The 23,262-nt window shown below is 69.6% G+C and carries 19 protein-coding genes, 2 tRNA genes and 1 rRNA gene; 8 read left to right on the top strand and 14 right to left on the bottom strand.

Annotated features, from left to right (window positions below; genetic code table 11):
• Positions 1 to 116 precede the first annotated feature (116 nt).
• Positions 117 to 1,636 (bottom strand): 16S ribosomal RNA (locus tag HD593_RS05360).
• Positions 1,637 to 2,217: 581 nt separating this feature from the next.
• Between HD593_RS05360 and HD593_RS05355 the strand changes: the two genes are divergently transcribed.
• Together HD593_RS05355 and HD593_RS05350 are read left to right on the top strand one after the other, a co-directional pair.
• Positions 2,218 to 2,616 carry a hypothetical protein gene (locus tag HD593_RS05355; RefSeq protein ID WP_185100993.1) on the top strand — a complete coding sequence of 133 codons (399 nt, stop codon included), beginning with the start codon at positions 2,218 to 2,220 and terminating at the stop codon, positions 2,614 to 2,616.
• A gap of 229 nt (positions 2,617 to 2,845) precedes the next feature.
• On the top strand, positions 2,846 to 3,034 hold the full coding sequence (locus HD593_RS05350) for a hypothetical protein (RefSeq protein WP_185100992.1): 189 nt from the start codon (positions 2,846 to 2,848) through the stop codon (positions 3,032 to 3,034).
• Between the two features lie 9 nt (positions 3,035 to 3,043).
• Here HD593_RS05350 and HD593_RS05345 read toward each other — a convergent pair whose 3' ends face one another.
• The 9 genes from HD593_RS05345 to HD593_RS05305 form a co-directional block, all read right to left on the bottom strand.
• The gene (locus HD593_RS05345; RefSeq protein ID WP_185100991.1) at positions 3,044 to 3,712 is read right to left on the bottom strand and encodes a response regulator; all 669 of its coding nucleotides are present in this window, start codon (positions 3,710 to 3,712) and stop codon (positions 3,044 to 3,046) included.
• The gene (locus HD593_RS05340; RefSeq protein ID WP_185100990.1) at positions 3,709 to 6,198 is read right to left on the bottom strand and encodes a sensor histidine kinase; all 2,490 of its coding nucleotides are present in this window, start codon (positions 6,196 to 6,198) and stop codon (positions 3,709 to 3,711) included. Before HD593_RS05340 ends, HD593_RS05345 begins: the two co-directional genes overlap by 4 nt.
• Positions 6,199 to 6,207: 9 nt before the next feature.
• On the bottom strand, positions 6,208 to 6,675 hold the full coding sequence (locus HD593_RS05335) for a group II truncated hemoglobin (RefSeq protein ID WP_185100989.1): 468 nt from the start codon (positions 6,673 to 6,675) through the stop codon (positions 6,208 to 6,210).
• Between the two features lie 103 nt (positions 6,676 to 6,778).
• Positions 6,779 to 6,855: transfer RNA gene (locus HD593_RS05330), tRNA-Met, on the bottom strand.
• A 109-nt stretch (positions 6,856 to 6,964) separates the two neighbouring features.
• Positions 6,965 to 7,041 (bottom strand) — tRNA-Met (locus HD593_RS05325).
• Between the two features lie 56 nt (positions 7,042 to 7,097).
• Positions 7,098 to 10,058: a UPF0182 family membrane protein gene (locus HD593_RS05320; RefSeq protein ID WP_185100988.1), complete on the bottom strand. Its 2,961-nt coding sequence runs from the start codon at positions 10,056 to 10,058 to the stop codon at positions 7,098 to 7,100.
• Positions 10,059 to 10,187: 129 nt separating this feature from the next.
• Positions 10,188 to 11,234: a YlbL family protein gene (locus tag HD593_RS05315; RefSeq protein ID WP_185100987.1), complete on the bottom strand. Its 1,047-nt coding sequence runs from the start codon at positions 11,232 to 11,234 to the stop codon at positions 10,188 to 10,190.
• Between the two features lie 10 nt (positions 11,235 to 11,244).
• Complete coding sequence (locus tag HD593_RS05310) at positions 11,245 to 11,670, bottom strand: molybdenum cofactor biosynthesis protein MoaE (protein WP_185100986.1); 426 nt, start codon at positions 11,668 to 11,670, stop codon at positions 11,245 to 11,247.
• A gap of 18 nt (positions 11,671 to 11,688) precedes the next feature.
• Positions 11,689 to 12,762, bottom strand: a complete 1,074-nt coding sequence (locus HD593_RS05305) for an NAD-dependent epimerase/dehydratase family protein (protein ID WP_185111680.1) — start codon at positions 12,760 to 12,762, stop codon at positions 11,689 to 11,691.
• A gap of 82 nt (positions 12,763 to 12,844) precedes the next feature.
• Here HD593_RS05305 and HD593_RS05300 point away from each other — a divergent pair, with 82 nt between their 5' ends.
• Genes HD593_RS05300 through HD593_RS05290 form a run of 3 tightly spaced genes read left to right on the top strand, consistent with a single transcriptional unit; the run spans position 12,845 to position 15,682 of the window.
• Positions 12,845 to 14,104, top strand: a complete 1,260-nt coding sequence (locus HD593_RS05300) for a zinc-dependent metalloprotease (RefSeq protein ID WP_379478772.1) — start codon at positions 12,845 to 12,847, stop codon at positions 14,102 to 14,104.
• Entirely contained in the window at positions 14,101 to 14,664 is a 564-nt protein-coding gene (locus HD593_RS05295) for an NUDIX hydrolase (protein ID WP_185100985.1), read from the top strand. Before HD593_RS05300 ends, HD593_RS05295 begins: the two co-directional genes overlap by 4 nt.
• Before the next feature lie 31 nt (positions 14,665 to 14,695).
• The gene (locus HD593_RS05290) at positions 14,696 to 15,682 is read left to right on the top strand and encodes an endonuclease/exonuclease/phosphatase family protein (protein ID WP_185100984.1); all 987 of its coding nucleotides are present in this window, start codon (positions 14,696 to 14,698) and stop codon (positions 15,680 to 15,682) included.
• Here the strand turns inward: HD593_RS05290 and HD593_RS05285 are convergent.
• The 3 genes from HD593_RS05285 to HD593_RS05275 form a co-directional block, all read right to left on the bottom strand.
• Positions 15,669 to 16,253, bottom strand: a complete 585-nt coding sequence (locus HD593_RS05285) for a glycosyltransferase family protein (RefSeq protein ID WP_185100983.1) — start codon at positions 16,251 to 16,253, stop codon at positions 15,669 to 15,671. The genes HD593_RS05290 and HD593_RS05285 overlap by 14 nt on opposite strands.
• Complete coding sequence (locus tag HD593_RS05280) at positions 16,250 to 16,714, bottom strand: M48 metallopeptidase family protein (RefSeq protein ID WP_312903364.1); 465 nt, start codon at positions 16,712 to 16,714, stop codon at positions 16,250 to 16,252. The genes HD593_RS05285 and HD593_RS05280 overlap by 4 nt, the downstream gene beginning before the upstream one ends.
• Positions 16,715 to 16,832: 118 nt before the next feature.
• On the bottom strand, positions 16,833 to 17,612 hold the full coding sequence (locus HD593_RS05275) for an enoyl-CoA hydratase/isomerase family protein (RefSeq protein WP_185100981.1): 780 nt from the start codon (positions 17,610 to 17,612) through the stop codon (positions 16,833 to 16,835).
• 188 nt (positions 17,613 to 17,800) lie between these two features.
• Here HD593_RS05275 and HD593_RS61115 point away from each other — a divergent pair, with 188 nt between their 5' ends.
• A complete protein-coding gene (locus tag HD593_RS61115) occupies positions 17,801 to 19,732 on the top strand; it encodes a ThiF family adenylyltransferase (protein WP_246546322.1) in 1,932 nt (643 codons plus the stop codon).
• Positions 19,733 to 19,792: 60 nt separating this feature from the next.
• Positions 19,793 to 21,127 carry an ABC1 kinase family protein gene (locus HD593_RS05265; RefSeq protein WP_185100980.1) on the top strand — a complete coding sequence of 445 codons (1,335 nt, stop codon included), beginning with the start codon at positions 19,793 to 19,795 and terminating at the stop codon, positions 21,125 to 21,127.
• A gap of 739 nt (positions 21,128 to 21,866) precedes the next feature.
• Here the strand turns inward: HD593_RS05265 and HD593_RS05260 are convergent.
• Positions 21,867 to 22,496: a TetR/AcrR family transcriptional regulator gene (locus tag HD593_RS05260; RefSeq protein WP_185100979.1), complete on the bottom strand. Its 630-nt coding sequence runs from the start codon at positions 22,494 to 22,496 to the stop codon at positions 21,867 to 21,869.
• Between the two features lie 120 nt (positions 22,497 to 22,616).
• Between HD593_RS05260 and HD593_RS05255 the strand changes: the two genes are divergently transcribed.
• The gene (locus HD593_RS05255; RefSeq protein ID WP_185100978.1) at positions 22,617 to 23,213 is read left to right on the top strand and encodes a hypothetical protein; all 597 of its coding nucleotides are present in this window, start codon (positions 22,617 to 22,619) and stop codon (positions 23,211 to 23,213) included.
• Positions 23,214 to 23,262: the final 49 nt, after the last annotated feature.

The raw sequence follows: 23,262 nt of genomic DNA, 5'->3' as shown, positions 1-23,262 counted from the left end.
CGCAGGAGGCGGTACTAGCACGCCGGCGATCCCGGCCCGGCTGAGTAGCCAGTGCTCCACTAGTGAGCTGTCACCCCACCACACACTCGGTGGCGATGGGTGAGAGTGCTCCTTAGAAAGGAGGTGATCCAGCCGCACCTTCCGGTACGGCTACCTTGTTACGACTTCGTCCCAATCGCCAGCCCCACCTTCGACCGCTCCCCCCCTTGCGGGTTGGGCCACGGGCTTCGGGTGTTGCCGACTTTCGTGACGTGACGGGCGGTGTGTACAAGGCCCGGGAACGTATTCACCGCAGCATTGCTGATCTGCGATTACTAGCGACTCCGACTTCATGGGGTCGAGTTGCAGACCCCAATCCGAACTGAGACCGGCTTTTAGGGATTCGCTCCACCTCACGGTATCGCAACCCTCTGTACCGGCCATTGTAGCATGTTTGCAGCCCAAGATATAAGGGGCATGATGACTTGACGTCATCCCCACCTTCCTCCGAGTTGACCCCGGCAGTCCCCCATGAGTCCCCAGCACGCCGAAGCGCCTGCTGGCAACATGGAGCAAGGGTTGCGCTCGTTGCGGGACTTAACCCAACATCTCACGACACGAGCTGACGACAGCCATGCACCACCTGTCACCCAGTCCGAAGAGGCCCACATCTCTGCAGGTTTCCGGGTGATGTCAAACCTTGGTAAGGTTCTTCGCGTTGCGTCGAATTAAGCAACATGCTCCGCCGCTTGTGCGGGCCCCCGTCAATTCCTTTGAGTTTTAGCCTTGCGGCCGTACTCCCCAGGCGGGGCGCTTAATGCGTTAGCTCCGGCACGGAGATCGTGGAAGATCCCCACACCTAGCGCCCAACGTTTACAGCGTGGACTACCAGGGTATCTAATCCTGTTCGCTCCCCACGCTTTCGCTCCTCAGCGTCAGGTAAGGCCCAGCAAGCCGCCTTCGCCACCGGTGTTCCTCCTGATATCTGCGCATTTCACCGCTACACCAGGAATTCCACTTGCCCCTACCTACCTCTAGCCGGCCCGTATCCACCGCAGACCCGCAGTTAAGCTGCGGGCTTTCACGGCAGACGCGACCAGCCACCTACGAGCTCTTTACGCCCAATAATTCCGGACAACGCTTGCGCCCTACGTATTACCGCGGCTGCTGGCACGTAGTTAGCCGGCGCTTCTTCTGCAGGTACACGTCAACTTCGTCCCTGCTGAAAGAGGTTTACAACCCGAAGGCCGTCATCCCCCACGCGGCGTCGCTGCGTCAGGCTTCCGCCCATTGCGCAATATTCCCCACTGCTGCCTCCCGTAGGAGTCTGGGCCGTGTCTCAGTCCCAGTGTGGCCGGTCGCCCTCTCAGGCCGGCTACCCGTCGTCGCCTTGGTAGGCCACTACCCCACCAACAAGCTGATAGGCCGCGAGCCCATCCCCAACCGAAAAAACTTTCCACCACCACCCGATGCCGGAGGCGGTCGTATCCGGTATTAGACCCAGTTTCCCGGGCTTATCCCAGAGTCAGGGGCAGGTTGCTCACGTGTTACTCACCCGTTCGCCGCTCGAGTACCCCGAAGGGCCTTTCCGCTCGACTTGCATGTGTTAAGCACGCCGCCAGCGTTCGTCCTGAGCCAGGATCAAACTCTCCAAACAATGTCTGGATTATTCATCCGAGCAAAATCCATCAAGAAAATCTCTTGACGAGGTGTTGCATGAAAATCATGCACTGGCTTTTAACACACTGTTGAGTTCTCAAGAAACGGACGCGTACTTCCTCACCAGGCCCGCTCTCGCGGCCCCCGCTCGGAGGCGTTCATTTCGTCGTTGTGGTCTTAATTCTTTCAGCCGTTCAAGTTCCTGTCAAATTGACCGGACTTGCTCGACCTGCGGGAATTAATCCCTGCCCCCTTTCGGAGACAACCCCTCTAACTTACCAGCCCGTTCGAAGTGGTCCGAACCATCAACGGACGACCCTGAAGGTAGTGGGATTTGCCGGGTATCTCGGGGCTCCAGGAGCCCCTCTCGATCGCCCTGCGGGAAGCAACTCTAGCAGCCTCGCGCGCCCGCTTCGGCCCACTCAGGTAATCAGGAGGTTCTTCCCTCACCACCTGACCCTCAAACCTCGCCAATCCCCAGCGGTCCGACGCCCCCAGGCAAGCCGACCGCAAGTCATCCGCAATCGTCCCTCGGTACGAAGTACCTACGAGCAGTCTGCGCTCACGGAGGTGGCCGACATGACACGGTCGGAGTTCGACGACATCCGCGCGTTCCTCGCCGACGGGGCGACTCACGCCGGAGATCTGCTGCGAGTCGCCAGGACTCTGATCGACGACCTGGAGCACGCCCGCATGCGTGAGGCCGTCCTGCGTACCCACTACCTGCGCCTGCTGACGGCCGCCCGCGCGACCGTCGCGGCCGAGCTGGCGGACATGCCGGAGCCCCTGGCGTTCCTGAAGCACGAGCTGGCCGAGCGCGGCCAGCTGCCGGGGGACGGCGAGGCCGTGCAGCGCATCCTGTCCGACGCGCGCACGGCGGCCGCGTTGCTCGCCTGCCTGGAGGAGATGCCGCAGCCGCGCCCTCGCGGCCCCCGGCTGCGGCGCTGCGTCGGCACCGGCCGCGCGCTCCCCCGCTGACCACAGCCCGCGCCGGGCGGCCCACTGGACGCGACCCTCACCGCAGAACCGCGGCCCTCACCGCAGAACGCGGAAGCCCGCCCGCAGAACGCGGCAGCCGACTCGTAGAACGCGGAAGCCAGCCCAACGCCGCGCCCGAGCGAACAAACGGGACAAAGTTGCCGCCCACTGACGTGGGGACAACTGCGGGCATACTCCCCCTTGGCCGGCTGCCTGCAAGACTCCGCATATGTGGCAGCGGGGGCTGAACTGGACGGCAATCGTCGTGGTCGGGATATTCGGCCTGATGTGGGTCGGCATCGTGATTTATGCGGACAAAGGCTCGCCCCCCTGGATGCGCATCGTCCAGGTCATCTTCGGCCTTCTCCTGCTGGCCTGGTCCGTACGGAAGACCGTCCACATGCTCAGCAAGGCCTGACCCGGCGGCCTACGGCTGGAACCGGTACCCCATCCCGGCCTCGGTCAGCAGATGCACCGGATGCGCCGGATCCCGTTCGAGCTTGCGCCGTAGCTGCGCCATGTACTGGCGCAGATAGTGCGTCTCCTTCAGGTAGGAATCGCCCCAGACCTCGGTCAGCAACTGCCGCTGGCTGATCAGCTTGCCGGGATTGCGCAGCAGGATCTCCAGGAAGTGCCACTCCGTGGGCGTCAGGCGTACTCCGTCCGAGATCGTCTTACGGGTGAGGTCGACGACGTGCTCACCCACCCGCACCGTGGCGTTCTCCTCGTCGTGCTGCCCGGTGCGGCGGGTCACGGCGCGCACCCGCGCGAGCAGCTCGTCGACGCTGAACGGCTTGGTGACGTAGTCGTCCGCGCCGGCGTCGAGCGCGTCCACCTTGTCGGTGCTGTCGGCCCGGCCGGAGAGCACGATGATCGGGATCGAGGTCCAGCCGCGCAGCCCCTGGATGACCTCCACCCCGTCGAGATCGGGCAGGCCCAGGTCGAGGATGACCAGGTCCGGGTGCCACTCGGCGGCCTGGCGCAGTGCCGTGCCGCCGTCGGGGGCGACCGCGACCTCGTACTGCCTCGCCGCCAGGTTGACCCGCAGGGCGCGGAGGATCTGGGGCTCGTCGTCCACCACCAGCACGCGGGTCATGGGGCCCGCCGCAGTGAGACGGTCATGGTGAGTCCTCCTCCGGGCGTGTCCTCAGGGACGAGCGTGCCGCCCATCGCCTCGGTCAGCCCGCGCGAGAGTGCCAGGCCGAGCCCCACGCCCGTGTGGTTGTCACGGTCGCCGAGCCGCTGGAACGGCAGGAACACCCTTTCATGGGCTTCGGGCGGAATGCCGGGGCCCCTGTCGATGACACGGATCTCGACGCGGTCGCCGTGCCAGCTCGCGCCCACGAGCACGGGCAGGCCGGCCGGGCTGTGGCGGACGGCGTTCGCCATCAGGTTGACGAGCACCCGCTCCAGCAGCGCGGGGTCGGCCATGATCTCGGGTGTCCCCGGCGGGATGTCGGTCGCGAGGCGGTCACTCAGCGGCCCGAGGTCGTCCACCGCGTGCGGCAGGACGTCCTCGATCGCCACCGGTCCGAGCGTGACGCCGAGGACCCCGGCCTGGAGGCGGCTCATGTCGAGCAGGTTCGACACGAGCCGGTTCAGCTTGATCAGCGATTCGCCGGCGGTGGCGAGCAGCTCGGCGCGGTCGTCGTCCGACCAGGTGACGTCGGTGCCGCGCAGGCTCTCGACCGCGGCCATGGCCGAGGCGAGCGGCGTGCGCAGGTCGTGCCCAACGGCGGCGAGCAGCGCCGTACGCATCCTGTCGGCCTCGGCCAGCGGCCCGGCCCGGTCGGCGGCCTCGCGCAGCCGCTGCTGGCGCAGCGCCACCGCGGACTCCGCCGCGAACGCCTCCAGCACCCGCCGGTCGCCGGCCTCCAGCGGACGACCCCGTGCGGTGAGCACCAGCCGGTCGTCGATCACGACGTCGTGGTCGCCGGTGCCGGGGCTCGTGGCGGGCTTCCCGCCCGAGGTCGCCACGATCCGCCACCCGCCGCTCTCCCCCGGCTCGCCCCGTTCGAGCAGGGTCACCGCCGCCAGCCCGAACGTCTCGCGCATCCGGGCGAGCAGCGACGGCAGCGCCGACTCGCCGCGCAGCACGTGGCCCGCCAGCGTGGACAGCACCTCGGCGTCGGCCCGCGAGCGTGCCGCCTCCCTGCTGCGCCGGGCCGCCAGGTCGACGACCGTGCTGACCATGGCCGCCACCAGCACGAAGATGGCCAGCGCGAGCACGTTCTCCGGCTCGGCGATCGACAGGGTGTGCAGCGGCGGCGTGAAGAACCAGTTGAGCAGCCCGAACGCGAGCACCGCCGCCGTGAGCGCCGGCCACATGCCGCCGGTCAGCGCGACGGCCACCACGAACAGCAGGAAGATCAGGATCTCGCTGGGCAGGGTCAGCTCCACCGGCCGGAGCGCGGCCGTGAGCAGCGGGATCCCGAGCAGCACCAGCGCCCAGCCGGACGCCCGCCGCCGGCCCGGCAGCGCGGCCCGCGGCCGCGTCCGCCGGCGGCCCGCCGCAGTCTCCTCGTGCGGCACGATGTGCACGTCGATGGCCCCGGAGAGCGCGGCCGTCGTCGCACCCACGCCCCGGGTGAGCGGCCGCCGTCTCCTGGACGCCCCGAGCACGAGCTGGGTGGCGTTCGCGCCGCGGGCGAACTCGAGCAGCGCCCGCGGCACGTCGTGCCCGACCACCTGGTGGTACGTCCCGCCCAGGTTCTCGACGAGGGCGCGCTGGCGTACCAGATGGGCGGGGTCGTCCTTGGTGATCAGCCCGTCGGCGCTGGTGATGTGCACGGCGAGCAGGTCGGCGCCCTTGCCGCCGGCCGCGATGCGCGCGGCGCGCCGGACGAGGGTGTCGCCCTCCGGCCCGCCCGTGAGTGCCACGACCACGCGTTCGCGGGCCTCCCAGATGCCGGCGATCGAGTGGTCGCTGCGGTAGCGGCCGAGTTGTTCGTCCACCTTGTCCGCCACCCAGAGCAGGGCGAGCTCCCGCAGAGCGGTCAGGTTGCCGACGCGGAAGTAGTTGGCGAGCGCGGCGTCGACCCGTTCCGGCCGGTAGACGTTGCCGTGGGCGAGCCGGCGGCGCAGCGCCTCGGGCGCCATGTCGACCAGCTCGATCTGGCCGGCCCTGCGCACCACCTCGTCGGGGACGGTCTCGCGCTGCGGCACGCCGGTGATCCGCTCGACGACGTCGTTCAGCGATTCGAGGTGCTGGACGTTGACCGTGGAGACGACGTCGATCCCGGCGTCGAGGATCTCCTCGATGTCCTGCCAGCGCTTGGTGTTGCGGGAGCCGGGGACGTTCGTGTGGGCGAGCTCGTCGATCAGGGCGAGCGCGGGGGCGCGCTCGATGACGGCGTCGGGGTCGAGCTCGGTGAACATCGTGCCGCGGTAGCTCGTGGTCCGCCTCGGCACGACCTCCAGCCCGTCGAGGAGGGCGGCGGTGCGGGCGCGGCCGTGGGTCTCGACGAGGCCCACGACCACGTCCTTGCCGCGCTCGCGCGCGCGCCGCGCCTCGCTCAGCATGGCGTACGTCTTGCCCACGCCGGGCGCCGCACCCAGGTAGACGCGCAGCCGCCCTCTCATTCCTCCAGGTTACGGCTGGTACGGCGGCGCGACTCCCCACCCCCAGTGCGGCACCGGAGCCTCGGGCGGCGGGGTCGCCCCCGGCTGCGAGTTGTGCCTGGCCAGCCTGGTGCCCCATTCGATGTAGCCGGCGAACGCGGCCCTGAACTCGGGGTCGTCGGGCAGCCCGACCTCGTCGGCCGCGTCCATGAGCAGGTTCACCCATCGGCGGCGCTGCGGCTCGGTGATCGACTTGCCGAGGTGGTGGCGGAGCATGTGGGCGTAGCCGCCGCGTTCGGTGGTGTACCGGTCGGGGCCGCCGAAGACCTCGCTCAGCCACATCGCCACGTACTTCGGATGGTCCGGGTCCATGTGCGCGAACAGCGGCCCGACCAGGTCGTCCTTGACGACGCTGCGGTAGAACACCTCGGTCAGCCGCTCGAAGGCCTGGGTGCCGCCGGCCCATTCGTAGAGGGTCGGTACTGCCTCATCGGTCATGTAATCATGTAATCATCCGCGGCCATGGCGGACAAGGGTTGCTTTTCCGGGCAAACGAAAAAGTCCCCGGCCGCCGGATGAACCGGCGACCGGGGACTTTCCTTGGTAGCGGGGACAGGATTTGAACCTGCGACCTCTGGGTTATGAGCCCAGCGAGCTACCGAACTGCTCCACCCCGCGTCGGTGTGTCAGTACTTACTATACAGGCTTCCGAGCAGTGGACGAACCACACACCCGCCCACTCACGCGAAAGCCCGGATCTCCGTTTCCGGAAACCCGGGCCTCTGCCTGGTAGCGGGGGCAGGATTTGAACCTGCGACCTCTGGGTTATGAGCCCAGCGAGCTACCGAACTGCTCCACCCCGCGTCGCTTGTGCCTTTGTAGGCTACCGGGCAACGCGGGGCGGGCGCAAACCGAATGCGTCAGGACGTGTTCTCCGTCGGCGATCCCGTGGGCGACGCCGTCGGGGACGCCGACGGCGAAGCACTGGGCGAGGCGGCCGGTGAGGCGGTCGGTGAGGCCGTGGGCGACGGCTGCTGCTGCGGCTGCGCGTTGGCCCCCTCCAGCGCCTGCAGCGCCTCCTCCAGCCGCTTCTGGGCATCGCCGTAGGCGTCCCAGTCGGGCGGGCTGGCCTGCAGCGCCTTCTGCGCGTCCGAGTAGGCCTTCTTGGCGTTGGCGATCGCCGAGTTGAGTGCCGAGTTGGACGTGTTGGGCTGGGCCTGTTGCTGCTGGTCGCTCGGTTGTTGTTGCTGCTGTTGCTGCTGCTCGCCGCCGAAGACCTCCGCGAGGGCCTCCTCCAGCGTGCGGGCCACACCGATCTTGCTGCCGAACGACACCAGCACCCGCTGCAGGATCGGGTACGGCTCCTGCCCGCCGCCCGCGGTCACCTGGACGTACACCGGCTCGATGTAGACCAGCCCGCCCGCGTACGGAAGTGTCAGGAGGTTGCCGTAACGGACCGCGGAGGCACCCACACCCAGCAGGTTCAGCTCACCGGCGAAGCGGCTCTGGAAGGCGTTCTGCGCCTGCCCCGGGCCTGGGATGGGGGTGCTCGACGGCGGCATCCGCAGGATCCGCATCCGGCCGTACTCGGGGCCGGCCGTCGAGTTGACCGCCATGAACGCCGCCAGGTTGGGCCCCTGCCGGGGCACGAACGTCGTGGTCAGCGAGAACGCCGGAGTGCTGCTGCCCGGCATCGTGGTGGTCAGGTAGTAGGGCGGCTGCTTGATGTTCCTGTCGCCCTGGGTCGGGTCGCCGGGGACGTTCCACACGTCCTGGCCGCCGTAGAAGGCCCCCGGGTCCTGGATGTGGTAGCGCGACAGGGTGAAGCGCTGCACCTTGAACAGGTCCTCCGGGTACCGCACGTGCTGGCGCAGCTCGGCGCTCATCTGCGAGGCCGGGCTGATGACGCCGGGGAACGCGTTGCTCCAGGTCTTGAGCAGCGGGTCGTTGGCGTCCCACGCGTAGAGCTTGACCGTGCCGTCGTAGGCGTCGACCGTGGCCTTGACGGAGTTGCGGATGTAGTTGATCTTGTCGGTCGGCTGCTGGGCGATGACGCGGCGGTCCGTGGACGTGTCGCGTGTCATGTCGCCGAGGCTCTGGCTCTGCGAGTAGGGGTAGTCGTTGGACGTGGTGTAGCCGTCGACGATCCACTGGATCCGGCCGTCGACGATCGCCGGGTAGGGGTTGCCGTCGAGCGTGAGGAACGGCGCGACCTTCTCGACCCTGTCCCGCGGGTTGCGGACGTACAGGATCTTGGAGGCGTCGTTGATGTCGCCCGACAGGACGATGTTCGCCTCGCTGTACTTGGCGGCGTACAGAAGCCGGTTGAAGAACGAGCCGACGGGCACGCCGCCTGCGCCGGTGTAGGTGGAGTTCTTCTGGCCGGTGCCACCCGTCTCCGGGTAGTCGAGCTCCTGCGGGTTGTTCGGGTCGCCGCCCGCGATCACGTACTCGGAGGCCGACTCGTTCTCGCCGAAGTAGATGCGGGACTCCTTGAGCTTGGTCGTGTCGACCAGCGGGCCGGTGACCGGCATGTCCTTGGCGTCGTACGCGGGCAGGCCGCTGGAGTCGACCTGGTTGCCCGGCGCGGCGACGAAGCCGTAGCCGTGGGTGTACTTGAGAACGCGGTTGATCCAGTTGTTCTGCTCCGTCGGCGGGCCGGTCAGCTCGCGCACGCCGACGATGTGGTCGACGAGCTTGCCGGAGCTGTCGGGGTAGCGGTCGACGTCGAGCGGGTCGGCGAAGCTGTAGAAGCCCCTGATGCGCTGCGTCTGCTCGTACGTCGAGCCGAGCAGGAACGGGTCGAGCAGGCGCACGCCCGAGACGGAGGTGTCGCCGTTGGCCTGCACCCGGGCCGGGTCCGCCTGCGCGTTGTACGTCTCGACCTCGGTCTTGTCGATGTTGTACGCCTCGCGGGTGGCCTGGATGTTGCGCTCGATGTAGGCCGCCTCCTTGCCCTGCTGGTTGGGCTTGACCTGGAACTGCTCGACCAGCGCCGGGTAGACGCCGCCGATCAGGATGGCCGAGAGCACGAGCAGGCCGAAGGAGACGCCGGGCAGCATCCCGCCGGGCCGGAACACGCCGGCGAAGAACAGTGCGGCGCAGATCAGCGCGATGATCGCGAGGATGGTCTTGGCCGGCAGCACGGCGTTGACGTCGGTGTAGGAGGCGCCGTGCACGTAGCCGCGGTCGGAGAAGACCAGGCCGAAGCGGTCGACCCAGTAGGCGACGGCCTTGAGCAGCACGAAGACGCCCAGCAGCACCGACAGGTGGACACGGGCCGCCCTGGACGCGTGCACGCCGGGCGACTGCAGGCGGAAGCCGCCGTACAGGTAGTGCGTGATCGCCGCCAGGACGATCGAGATGATCACGGCGGTGAACAGGAAGTTCAGCACCATGCGGATGAACGGGTAGTCGAACATGAAGAACGAGATGTCCATCCCGAACAACTTGTCCGTCTTGCCGAACGATGCGCCGTTGCTGAACTCCAGCCACGTCTTCCACTGGCCCGCGAACGAGGAGCCGGAGAAGAGGGCGAGCAGCCCCATGCCGACGATGAAGATCAGCTTTCGGTGGGGATCGAGCGCCATGCGATAGCGGTCGGCGCCGCTGCCACCACCGAAGATCGCCGGCCCGAACATCGGGCGGGTCTTGAAGGCCAGCAGCATGTTGCCGCCGGCGATGCCGACCATGAGCACCGCGCCGACCACGAACAGCACGATCTGGGTCAGCACCATGCCGCTGAAGACCGACGTGAAGCCGGTCGAGTCGTACCAGAGATAGTCGGTGTAAATGCCCGAGAAGAGGAAAAACAGCGCGACGATCGCCACGAGGGCGATCGCCACAGGCAGAAGCAGTCGCGGTCGGCGGGGCAAGCGCATCGCCCTGCCGGCTCCTGGGGTCCGGAAGCTCAAGGCCAACCCCTCGTCGTAATGAAAAAACGGTCCGTGACTGGCAACCTACACCGCTGTGCCAGCCCTACTGCTAACGCACGGCGATCGCCAGAAGTTTCATCCGGCCTCGCAGGAGGGCACCTGGCCCTTGCCGGTACGCAGCGCGTCGAGCGCCAGCACCGCCTGGTGCAACGTGTCGGCCCTGACCAGCCGGAGGCCGTCGGGCACCGCCTGGGAGGCCTCCGCGCAGTTGCCCGGAGGCGTCAGGAAGATCGTGGCGCCCGCGTCCTTCGCGCCGATCATCTTCTGCGCGATGCCGCCGATCGCCCCCACCTCGCCCGTCGGCTGGATGGTGCCGGTGCCCGCGATCTTCTTGCCGCCGGTCAGCTCGCCGGGCGTCAGCTTGTCGAGTATGCCGAGCGAGAACATCAGCCCGGCGCTCGGCCCGCCGACGTCACCCACGCTGATGTCCACGTCGAACGGGAACGTGAACTTGGGCCCCATCGTCAGCCCGACGATGGTCTGCCCCTGGGGGCCGGCCACGGTCTGCAGGGTGACGTCGAGCTTCTTCCCGCCGCGCACGACGCCGAGCACCACGCTCTCGCCGGGCTTGTGCGCCTTGACCGCCTTCTGGACGGCCTCCGAGTCCTTGGTCGGCTCGCCGTCGACGGAGGTGATCTCGTCGTCCTTCTGCACCTTGCCGTCGGCGGGCTTGCCCGGCTCGGTGGACAGCACGCCCACACCCACGGTGTACGGGATCTTGAGCTCGGTCAGCGCGGCGGCGGTCGCGGAGTCCTGGGAGTTCGTCATCTCGACGACGTTCTCCTCCTCGACCTCCTCGGCGTTGCGGCCGGGGGCGAAGATGGTCTCCTGCGGGACCACCGCCACCGTCGGGTCGAGCCAGCCGCGCAGCGCGGTCAGCAGGTCGATCTGGGCGGCGGGGCCGCCCTGGTAGGCCACCGTGACCAGGCTCAGCGCGCCGGAGGTCGGGTAGGTCTGCCTGCCCTTGATCGTGATCACGGGCTTCTTGTCGACCTCGCCGATGGTGTTCTCCGTCGGGCCGGGGCTCAGCACGACGTACGGAACGGGGCGGAACGCGCCGATCACCCCGAGCGCGAGCACGAGGAAACCCGCGAGCAGCAGGGTCAGGGCGCGTCGTGACATGTCGATGAGCTTATTCGCCGGCGCCGACCCACTCGGTCTCGCCGTCGGCGAACACCTGGTGCTTCCAGATCGGAACCCGTGCCTTGAGGTCGTCGATCAGGCGCCGGGACGCCCTGAACGCCTCGTCCCTGTGCGGCGCCGCCACCGCGACGATCACGGCGGCGTCACCCAGCTCCAGCTCGCCCACCCGGTGCACGGCGGCGATCGCCGTCACGGGGAAGTCGGCCGCGATCTTCTCGGCGACCAGCCGGAGCTCGGCCTCCGCGGAGGGGTGAGCCGAGTAGGAGAGCTTGGTGACCGGCTTGCCGTGATCCTGCTCACGGACGGTGCCCACGAAGAACGCGGTGCCGCCCGCGGCGTGGTCGGCCACGGCTGCCAGGACCTCGTCAACGGAGAGCGAGGTGTCGCGAATGCCGAGCAAGCGGATGACGTCCACGAGAAAGACTCTAACCGTTCATCCGCGCCGCTTCTTACGGACTTGACGGACGATCGCGGCGGTGCCGATCACCGCCACGGTGGCGCCGGCGGCGGTGAGCGTGGCCTCCTTGACGGGCAGGCGCCTGCCGACCACGGTCGTACGGTTCTCCCGCAGCTCCAGGAGCTGCTCGAAGGCGGCCTCGTTCGTCCACGACGGCTTCCAGCCGGCCTCGCGCAGCGCCGCGCAGTCGACCACCCAGGGGTAGACGACGTAGTGCAGATCGGTCGCGGGCGCCGGGGTGATGCCGAGGCGGTGCAGGCGCTGGGCCGTGCCGAACGTCAGGCCCGCCGGGAGCTCCAGGCTGCGGATGCCGGACAGCTCCTCGACCTGCTCCTGCTCCAGCCAGCCGTCGGAGCCGACCGCCACCACGCCGCTGACGAGGCCGCGGGCCGCCAGCTCCAGCGCCGAGACCAGGTCGTCGAGGTGGCAGAACTGCCAGTGCGGGCTGCAGCCCTTCACGGTCAGCAGCCTGGGCGACTCGAAGTGGCGGGTGATCACCGTGTCGATGCCGGGGCCGACGACCGCGGCCGGGCGCAGCACGGTCACCTCCAGGCCGGGGTGGCTGCGCAGCGACCGGCGCACCAGGGACTCGATCTCCAGGAAGTCGCCGACGACGCCGGTGTCGGGCTCGGCCGCCACGGGGGCGTCCTCCGGGAGCGGCACCTCGTTCTCGGGCGCGGCGCCGTACACCATCGCGCTCGTCACCAGCACCACCCGGCGCACGCGCGCGGCGGCGCAGGCCGTCAGCACGGTCTGGGCGGCGCGCAGGTTGTACGCCCGCCGCTCGGCCGGGTCGGAGTCGACGGCGTAGTCACCGGCCAGATGGACCAGGACGTCGATGTCCGAGATCCGGTTCGCCAAGAGCGGATCTCGTACGTCGATCACTCTCCACGTGGCTTCCTGGACGTCTCCGCGTTCCTCGTCGATGGCCACCACTCTGCGGAAATCCGCGGAGTTCACGAGTCTCGCGAGCACCTCGCGGCCGAGGCCGGAGGCCGCGCCCGTTACGGCGACGACGGGTTGACGCGGGCGTTTCGAGGTAGGCACCAGGTCCTCACTTTGCACTGATCCGCCGTCGGACGACTAACGTGGCGGATGTGGATTCCTCCTCCATCCTGCATGAGGTAGACCGGTGACTGACCTGCCAGGTCGCGAAAACGACCCCAACGAGAACCCGTTCGCCATGTTCGGCAACCCTGAGCAGATGGCTCAGGCGATGCGCCAGTTCGCCGACATGCTGTCGGCTCCGCAGGGCTCAGGCCCTGTCAACTGGGACATGGCGAAGAACATCGCCAGGCACGCCGTGGTCGCCGAGGGCGACCCGAGCGTCATGGAAGGCGAGCGGCGCCAGATCGTCGAGGCGCTCAGCCTGGCGGATCTGTGGCTGAACGAGGCGACGACGCTGCCCAGCGGCGTGTCGACCCCGCAGGCCTGGAGCCGTTCCGAGTGGATCGAGAACACGATCCCGATTTGGCGCAAGCTTTGCGAGCCGATCGCGGAGCGCATGGTCGACACCATGGGCGGCGCGCTCGGCGGCTCGGGGCTGCCACCCGAGGCCCAGCAGATGGCCGGGCCGCTGATGGGCATGTTGAAGCAGATGGGCGGCATGATGGTCGGCCAGCAGATCGGGCAGGCGCTCGGCTCGCTGGCCCGCGAGGTCGTCGGCACGACCGACATCGGCCTGCCGCTCTCCGACACGGCCGCGCTGCTGCCCGGCGGCATCGCGCACTTCAGCGAGGGCCTGGAGATCCCGGCCGACGAGATCAGGCTCTACCTCGCGCTGCGCGAGGCCGCGCACCACCGGCTCTTCCAGCACGTCCCGTGGCTGCGCTCCCACCTGCTGGGCGCGGTGGAGGAGTACGCCAGGGGCATCACGGTCGACACCTCCGCGCTCGAAGAGCAGATCCGCGGGCTCGACATCAACAACCCCCAGGCCATCCAGGAGGCGCTGAGCGGGGGCAACCTGCTCAAGCCCGAGGAGACCGAGCGGCAGAAGGCCGCGCTGGCCCGGCTGGAGACGATGCTCGCCCTGGTCGAGGGGTGGGTCGCCACCGTGGTCGACAAGGCCGCGCAGGGCAAGCTGCCCTCCGCCGTCGCGCTCGGCGAGACCGTACGCCGCCGCCGCGCCACCGGCGGGCCGGCGGAGCTGACGTTCGGCACGCTGGTCGGGCTGGAGCTGCGGCCCAGGCGGCTGCGCGAGGCCGCCGCCCTGTGGCGGGCGCTGGAGAGCGCGCGCGGCCTCGACGGGCGCGACGCGCTGTGGGGTCACCCCGACCTCATGCCGACGGCCGAGGACCTCGACGACCCCGACGCGTTCGTACGCGGCGAGGCGGCGTGGGACATCTCACAGCTCGACAAGGGTCCCGACGACGACAAGGGCGACGAAGGTTGAGCCTGCTGCACCACGACGCCGTGGAGGTGCTGTCCGCCTGGACCGCGCCGACGCCCGGGGAGGAGGCGCTGCGCGCCGAGTTCCTGGAGCACCTGCGGACGCACGACGACGCGATGCTGCGCGAGTGCGTGCCCGGGCACCTGACGGCGACCACGGCCGTGCTGTCGCACGACGGCTCCATGGTGCTGCTCACGCTGCACCCGAAGGCCGGGATGTGGCTGCCGATGGGCGGCCACTGCGAGATCTCCGACACGTCACTGGCGGCGGCCGCGCTGCGGGAGGCGTGGGAGGAGTCGGGGATCTCCGGGCTGGAGCTGCTGCCTGGGCCGCTCGCGGTGGACAAGCACGTCGTGTGGTGCCATCCGCCGCACAGCTGGCACCTCGACGTCGAGTACGCCGCCGTGGCGCCTGCCGGGGCCGAGGCCGTGATGAGCGACGAGTCGCTCGACCTGCGCTGGTTCCCCGTGGACGAGATCCCCGAGCTGTCCGACGAGGCGACGCGGAGATTGGCCGCACGCGGACGGGCCGCGCTCGGCTCGGGTTCGCGCCTGCTTGGCTAGAGTCCATTGCGTCGTTCCAAAGGGGGGCTGCGTGGAGACTTCTGCCGTCGGCGGCACGATCGTGACACCGGTACGCAAGCGCAGGAAGTTTCCCGCAACCGCGCTGACCTGGGCCGCGGTGACCCCGTTCGCCGCCTGGGCGGTGGCCAGGGTGGCCGGGCTGGAGCGCGGGTCGCTGCCGACGCAGCTCATGACCGCGACGCCGTACGCCGCGGCGGGCTCGCTCGTCCCCCTGCTGATCGCGGCGGTCGGGCGCAGGCGGGCCGCGACGGTCGTCGCCCTGCTGTCGGCCACGGCGCTCGGCATCAGCGTGCTGCCCAGGGCGCTGGGCGGCGCCGAGGCGACCACCGGCAGGCCGTTCAAGGTCATGACGATCAACATGCTGTTCGGCAGGGCCGACATCGCGACGATCATGAAGCTGGTGCGGGAGTTCCGGCCGGACGTGCTGAGCACGCAGGAGTTGACCCCCGGCGCGGTCGCCGACCTCGACGCGGCCGGGCTCAAGGAGATCATGCCGCACCGCGTGCTGCAGGACGAGTGGAGCGCCGGCGGCAGCGGCATCTACTCCAGGCACCCGGTCGAGGCGCTCTGGGACGTCATGCCGCCCGTCGGTCACCAGATGCCCGCGGCGACGATCTCGCTGCCGGGCGGCAAGCCGATCGAGTTCATCGACGCGCATCCGTTCCCGCCGCTGGGGCCGCAGGTCAGTGACTGGAACGCGGCGCTCGCGGCCTTCCCCTCCGCCTCCGCCGACCGGATCAGGATCATCGCCGGCGACTTCAACGCCTCGCTCGACCACGCCGCCATGCGGGGGCTGCTGTCACGGGGTTACCTGGACGCGGCCGACCAGGTGGGGGCCGGGCTGATCCCCACGTGGCCGGCGAACAAGCGGGTGCCGCCGCTCATCACGATCGATCACGTGCTGGTGGACCGGCGGGTCGGGGTGCGGGAGGTCAGCGTGCGCGACGTGCCCGGCACCGACCACCGGGCCGTGCTGGCCGAGCTCACCGTGCCCTGACCAGGGCCCTGGTGTTGTCCCAGCCTTCGAGGCCGGGGTCGAGGCGTCCGACGTCCTGGGGCGTGCGCAGGCGGTGCCAGCCCGGGGTGGTGGCGACCCTGCGCGGGCCCGGCGCCTGGGCGCGCAGCTCCTTGACCACGTCGTACGCGTCGAGGTCGGGGTCCGCCCAGGCGGGTGCCGGGAGTGCGCAGGCCAGGGCCACGGCGCCGCCGTTCTCCGCCGGGCAGATCGTGATCTCGGCCCTGCCGAGCTCCCTGAACAGCTTGCCGATGAGCAGCGGCGGCAGATCGGGCGCGTCGGCGCAGACGACTGCGGCCTGATCGGCGTCGAGACGGGTGAGAACGTCTTTCAGCGGCTCGTCCTCGGCGATGGCGATCACCTCGGTGCCGGGCCAGACGAGGTCGTCCAGGCCGGGGACGCTGGTGATCAGGACGGGGGTGACGAGCTCCAGGCCGGCGACGATCTCGTACGTGTCCTCCGCCACCGCCTCCAGGAAGTCTCCCGGGTCGACGCCTGGGGGCGCGGCCTGCGCCATGTGCTGTCGTACCAGGACCGCGGCGATGCGCGTCAACACTCCTCCGGTGCCATGTGGGCCGCGGCGGAGAACCCCTCCAGGAACCCGCGGGCCCGCTCCGCCTTGGGATACTGTTCTACCAGCGCCCAGAACTTGGGCCCGTGGCTGGGCACCAGCAGGTGCACGAGCTCGTGGATGATCACGTAGTTGATGACCCATTCGGGCAGGCCCTTGAGCCTGGTGGAGATCCGGATGGTGCCGGTCTCGGGGGTGCACGAACCCCAGCGGTGCTGCTGGTTGTCGACCCAGCGGACGCTGACCGGATCGGGCTCGCCGTTCAGGTACTTCGCCGACAGCTCCTTGGCCCGCTCCAGCAGCGCCTCGTCGGTCGGCCTTCGGCGGCGTTCCTTGGCGGCCAGCCGATCCAGCATCCGGCTCACCCATTCATCCGCGTCTTCGCCGCTCAGCCAGGCGGGCAGGAGCACGATCGTCTTGTCGCCGTCGCGGTATGCGGACACCGTACGCCGGCGACGAGAACTGCGACGAACCTCGACTGTCTCGGGGGGCACATATGCACGGTAGCCGAGACTGGCGAAATTCCACAGAGGGTGGACGTTGTTTCTGCTGGTCAGATGATTAAGAGCCGGTGAATTTGGGCATGCGCCTTTCCCGATGCGCGGCCAGGCCCTCGATCATGTCGGCGGAGGCCATGGTCACGGGCTGGGCCAAGGATTCCCACCTCAGAGCGGCTTCCAGGCCTTGATGGTCTTGGTTGAGGGCTACTTTGGTGAGCCTTGTGGCAATGGGAGCGTTCTGGGCGATCTTCATGGCGATGCCGGTCACTTCCGACATTAGGCCATTTTTCGGGAAACTCTGATTTACCAGGCCTTTATCCGCCGCTTCCTTGCCCGACACGGTGCGGCCCGCCAGCAGCATCTCCCGGGCCAGGCCCGGCGCCCTCCTCGGCAGGAGGTAGGTGGCCGCCATGCCCGGGTGCAGGCCCAGGGTCGTGAACGGGGCCAGCAGCCTGGCGTCGTCGGCGGCGTACACGAGGTCGCAGGCCAGCGCCACGCACAGGCCCGCACCCACCGCCGGGCCGTTGACGGCGGCGATGGTCGGGATCTCGAGCTCGGTGATCGACAACCAGGTGCGGTAGAAGGCCAGCATGCGCTCGCGCAGCCGCGGCACGGCCTCGGCGCCGCGCTCGCCGATCCACGACAGGTCGCCGCCGGAGGAGAAGGCGGTTCCCGCGCCCGTGACGATCAGGCAGCGGGCGTCCCGGTCGGCGGCCAGGGCGGTCATGGTTTCGCGCCATTCGGCCGTCATGGTGTCGGTCATCGCGTTGCGCATGTCGGGGCGGTCGAGGGTGATCTGTACGACTCCGTCGTCATTGCGATCAACTGAGAGCTCGTTCATGCGGGGAAGCGTAACGTGGGCACCTTCCCAGTTGACGATCAATGGGCCCGTAATGACGGCGGCGACCCATATGACCGGGCGGCCGATCATTACTCCTGTCCACAGGGACGCGCCTCATTTCCGAAGTTATCCACAGCCGCCACGGAACCCGCTCGGGATCTTGCCCGGGCATGGAAGCCTTTCCCGCCATGAGGCCACGTGTGAAGCCCACCCTGCGGCACATCCTCCGCGACGAGCGCACCCTGCAGCTCGGCGTGCACCCCCTCCGGGCCGTCATGCTGAGCGGCCTGACCCAACCCGTCCGGGAGTGGGTCGAGGGCCTCGACGGCACCCGCGACCTGGAGACCGTCCTGCGCGAGGCGGCCCTCGCGGGTCTCGACGAGTTCCGCGCCCGTTCCCTGCTCGACCAGCTCGCCGCCCAGGGCGCGCTGCACGACGCCGCCACCGGCCCCGGCTCCCTGCGCGACCTCCCCCTGGCGGAGCGCGACCGCCTCAGACCCGACCTCAACGCCCTCGACCTCGGCTCCACCGCGCCCGACGGCATGATCGCCCTCTTCGAGCGCCGCAGGCGGTCACGCGTGCGGGTCTACGGCGCGGGCCGCATCGGCGCCCAGGTCGTCGCCCTGCTCGCCGCCGCCGGCGTGGGCCACATCCGCGTCCTCGACCCGGACGAGGCGCGGCCGCAGGACATCACCCCTGGCGGGCTCACGTGGGCGGAGGTGGGCATGGCCCGCGAGGCCGGCGCCGTGGCGGTCGCCAGACGGCTCACGTCGGCGGGCCTGCCGCCTCTGGAGAGCGACGAGCCGACCGCGGCCGAGTACCGGGAGGCCCTCGACGCGGCCGGCGTCCTCCCCGACCCCGTTCAGAGCGCGGGCCAGGCGGCCACCAGAGCCACGGGAACGGCCGCGACTCCCCGGCCCACCGCCCTCCCACGCGGCAGCGGCCGCAGCACCAACCTCTCACCGCGTGATGGCGGTAACGGCGCCCCTTCGCGTGGGGCAGGTAGTGGCACCGGCATTTCTCCGCGCGATGCGGGCAGCGGGGCCCCCTCCGGCAACCGGCCCGCCACGTCGTCGCCGCGAGGCACGGGCGCTGCTAGCCCGCCGAGCGCGCGCTCGGGTGCCGCTCCATCGCCGAGCGCGCGCACAGGCGCCGCCCCGCGGCCAAGCGCGCGCTCGGGCATGTCTGCGCAGGGCGTGGGTGGCTCCTCCAGCGCCCAGTCCGCAGGCTCGGCCACACGGCAGGGCACCGGCCCCTCTTCCCCGGGAGACGCCCGCACAGCGTCCCCACAAGACGCCTGCACAGCATCCGCACAGGGCGCACGCGCAGCGTCCGCACAAAGCGCCCGCGCAGCGTCCCCACAGGACGCTCGCACAGGGTCGTCACAGGACGCCCGTGCAGGGTCCACGCAAGGCTCCCGCACAGCGCACGCACAAGGGGGCCGTACGGGGGCCGCGCAGAGTGCGCGCGCCGCTGCTCCTTCGCGCGGTGCCGGCGCGGCCACTCCTCCGGGTCATGGCGGTGCCGGCAGAGGTGTTCCCTCCGGCGCTCAGCCCGGTGGGCGGCGTGGGGAGAGGGAGGCCGGCGGGGTGGAGGGGCGGTGCCGGCCGACCGTCAAGGCGGTGGCCGGTGGGACGAGCCTCGGGGACAAGTCGGACCGGCCGGATCTCGTCATCCTGGCCCCGGTCGGTCCGCTGGACATGTTGCTGGTCAACGACCTCGACTCCCTGCGCATCCCCCACCTGCTGGTGTCCGCCTTCGAAGGGCACGGGACCGTGGGGCCGCTGGTCCTGCCGGGGGACACGGCGTGCCTGCACTGCCTCGACCTGACGCGGCGCGATCGCGACCCGTACTGGCCGATCGTCACGGCCCGGTTGGGCGGGTATCCGCCGGGGGAGATCGCCTGTGACGTCGCCCTCGCGACCGTGGTCGCGGCGCAGGTGACCGGTCATGCGCTGGCGTTCCTCGACGGCAAGGAGCCCTCTGTGACCAACGGCACAATGGACGTAACCCCTGATTGGCGCTGGAGAAGGCGCTCCTGGAAGGCCCACCCCCAATGTCGTTGTATGCGAAACAATCCATATTCGCTAAGAATGGTCATGGCACCTGACCGCGACTGACGTGCTCAGAAGGACCACGAAGGGGGGAAGCGGTATCTCGCCGAGGTTCCGCGCATCAGTGTGAGCGATCTTCCGCGCCGTGCTGTCACGCGTTCGGCCAAACTGGCCACCCTTCCGCTCAGCTTCGCCGGTCGCGCCGCCCTTGGGCTGGGCAAGCGCATCGGGGGCAAGTCCGCGGAGATGGTGGCCCAGGAGGTTCAGCAGCGCACCGCCGAGCAGGTCTTCAAGGTGCTCGGCGAGCTCAAGGGCGGCGCCATGAAGCTGGGGCAGGCGCTGTCCATCTTCGAGGCGGCGCTGCCGCAGGAGATCGCCGGCCCCTATCGCGCCACGCTGACCAAGCTCCAGGAGTCAGCCCCGCCGCTGCCCGTGTCGACGGTGCACAAGGTTCTGGCGGAGCAGCTGGGTGACGGCTGGCGGGAGCACTTCCTGTCGTTCGACGATCAGCCGACGGCGGCGGCCTCGATCGGCCAGGTGCACAAGGCCGTGTGGCACGACGGCAGGGAGGTGGCCGTCAAGATCCAGTATCCGGGGGCGGGCAAGGCCCTGCTCGGCGACTTCTCCCAGCTCGCCCGGCTGGGCAAGCTGTTCGGCGCGCTACTGCCGGGGCTCGACATGAAGGCGCTGCTGGGCGAGCTGCGCGAGCGGATCGCGGAGGAGCTCGACTACCTGCGAGAGGCCGAGGCCCAGCACGCCTTCGCCCTCGAGTTCCACGAGGATCCCGACTTCCACGTCCCCGATGTGGTGGCGGCCAACGAGATGGTGCTGGTCACCGAGTGGATGGAAGGCACCCCGCTGTCGCGCATCATCTCCGACGGCACCCAGGAGCAGCGCGACCGCGCCGGCCTGCTCTTCGTACGCTTCCTGTTCTGCTCCCCCGCCCGCGTCGGCATGCTCCACGCCGACCCGCACCCGGGCAACTTCCGCATGCTCGCCAACGGCAAGCTGGGCGTGCTCGACTTCGGCGCGGTCAACCGGCTGCCCGACGGCTACCCCAAGGCCTTCGGCCAGCTCACCCGCATCTTCAACCAGGGCGACATGGAGACCGTCACGGCGGGCCTGCGCAAGGAGGGGTTCATCCGCCAGGACATCGAGATCGACCCGGACGCGCTGCGTGCCTTCCTCGCCCCGTACGTGGAGCCGACGGCGGTCGAGGAGTTCACGTTCAGCCGGGAATGGCTCCAGGCCCAGGCCGCCAGCGTCGCCGACCTCCGCCCCACCAACGTGATCCGGCAGCTCAACCTGCCGCCATCGTACGTGCTCATCCACCGCGTGCATGCGGCTGGGGTCGGCGTGCTCTGCCAGCTCGGCACCACGGCGCGCTTCCGGGACGAGGTGATCCGCTGGGTGCCCGGCTTCGCCGACGACCCCGACGACCAGCCGCTCGCGATCGGCTGAACGGCACCTGCTGAGTGGCAGGTGGGTGGTACACGGTGGCCGGGCGCCGCGTGGGAGACGTCTGTGGCCAGGCCCGTGCGGGAGAGCACGATGGCGGGCGGTCTGCGAGAGCGCACAGTGGTGGGGCCGGCACCGTCGCAGGCTGCGTGTGAGAAGGCTCGGTTACAGGGCGGCACGGTGGCCGGGCCACGTGCGCGAGAGCGCGGTGGTGGGGCGGAGTCTGGGAAGGCACTGTTGGGCGGTGACTACGATGTGTAATTATTCGAGTGCCAATCGTTACTCTCTCTTGGGGGGATGCAGATGCACCGATCCGCGCGCCTGCTGGCGGGTGCTGCCCTGGTTGCCGTAGGGGTGTTCGTGGTGGCCCCGGCTGCGAGTGCCGTCGTCGATCCGGTTCGGGCCGGGGAGTGTCTGGCCTCGCGGGCGGGTGAGGTGACGACGACGGTGGATCCGTCGCTCAAGGGTGTGCCTGTCGAGTTGAGCGCCGTGCGTTGTCTCACGTCTCCCTGAGTGCATGGCGCCGTCACCGAGTGCGTGAGCCTTCGTGGTCCTCTTGGGGCGCGAGTGGGGCGCACGGGTGATCGGCGGTTGGGCAGGGCTGTTCGCCGGTGGCGTTCCCGTCAGGTTTGATCTTCCGCACGGGCCTCATGGGTGACCGGCGGTGGGCGGCTCGTTGGCCGGCCGGCAGGGCACATGCTCGCACGTGTCCTGCCGGTCGGCGCATTGTGCCCGTGCCTGGTCAGGTGAGGCCGGCGAGGAGGGCCTGGATGCCGTCGGTGAGGATGCGCTCGCCTTCCTCGCGCGAGTTCAGGAACCAGCCGGGTAGCGGGGTGCGGAGCGAGCAGGTGAGTTCGATGCTGACGAGGCCGTGGATCGTGGTCCATACGAGGTAGGCGGAGCGCTCCGGGTTCGAGGAGCGGATGAGGCCGGCTCGGGTCGCTGCCGTGGTGGCCTCGACTAGCAGGCCGAAGCAGCGGCGGAGGGCGTCGTGGCGTTGCTCGGGCGAAGGGTCGAAGTCGGGGAGCGGGCGCTCGAACATCAGCGCGTACAGGGCCGGGTGGGTCAGGGCGAACCGCCTGTAGCCGTACGCGATCGCCATGATCCTGGCCGGCGGGTCCGTGTGGCCGTTCAGGGAGGTGGTCAGCGCCTCGTGGAGGAGGTGGAAGCCGTGCTCGTAGACCGCCTCCAGGAGGCCGGCGCGGCTGCCGAAGCAGGTGTAGATGCCCATGGTGGAGGTGGCGGCGGCGTCCGCGACGCGGCGGAGGGTCAGGGAGGGGGCGCCTTGTTCGCGGAGGATGCGCAGGGCCGCGTCCAGGAGGTCCTGGCGCAGGGCGCCGAGTTCTTTCGGGGTGCTTACGGCTCTCGGCACCCCCTCACCATAGCGGGCGATAACGCGCATCATAACGAGCGTTATCGCCTTATCGGCCGGAGGTGAGAGGTCCGGTTCCGGAGGGCGGGTGCCATGGGTTCAAGGAAAGGGGATTCGTCCATGAGTGTTCAACGGGTCGCGGCGGTGGCGGGGTTCGCCTGCGCCGGGCTGCTCGTCGTCAACGCCGCCCGGCGGGGTGGGTTGCTGCCCGAGACAGCGTTCACCCATGCCATCGCACCGTTCGCGGCGCTGACCGGGTTACTCGCGATCACCGGTATCTACCTGCTCATCCGGGTTCGTGCCGGGGCGCTCGGGCTCGTCGGGTACGTGCTCAACTCGGCCGGGCTGGCCGGGGCGTTCGCGGTCGAGTACACGCTGCACTTCGTCTTTCCCTACCTGGGTGGCGGCACCGTGAGCGAGCTGCTGGCCGGGGGGACGGGGCGGGCGTTCCTGGTGACGTCGGCCGTTCTGCTGGTGGGGGTGGTGACGTTCAGCGTGGCGGCGGTCAGGAGCGGGGTCATGCCTGTGGTGGGCGTGGTGCTCTACGGGGTGGGCATGGTGCCCGGGTCGCTGCGGAACGTGGTGCCGGAGCCGGTCTATCTGGGCGGGCTGGTGATGGCGGCGGTGGGGGTCGCGTGGATGGTGACGCGGCTCTGGAACGCGGAGGAGGAGCCGATGGTGGCGTTGGGGTCGCGAGGGGCGAGCCCCGCCGGTTGAGGGCGTAGGAGGGTGCCCGGCAGCGCGGGATGAAACCCAGCGGTCGAGT

The sequence above is a fragment of the Nonomuraea rubra genome, assembly GCF_014207985.1.
Taxonomy (GTDB): Bacteria; Actinomycetota; Actinomycetes; order Streptosporangiales; family Streptosporangiaceae; genus Nonomuraea; species Nonomuraea rubra.
The sequence above is the reverse complement of the archived record's forward strand: the minus strand, read 5'-3'. Positions and strand labels throughout refer to the sequence as shown.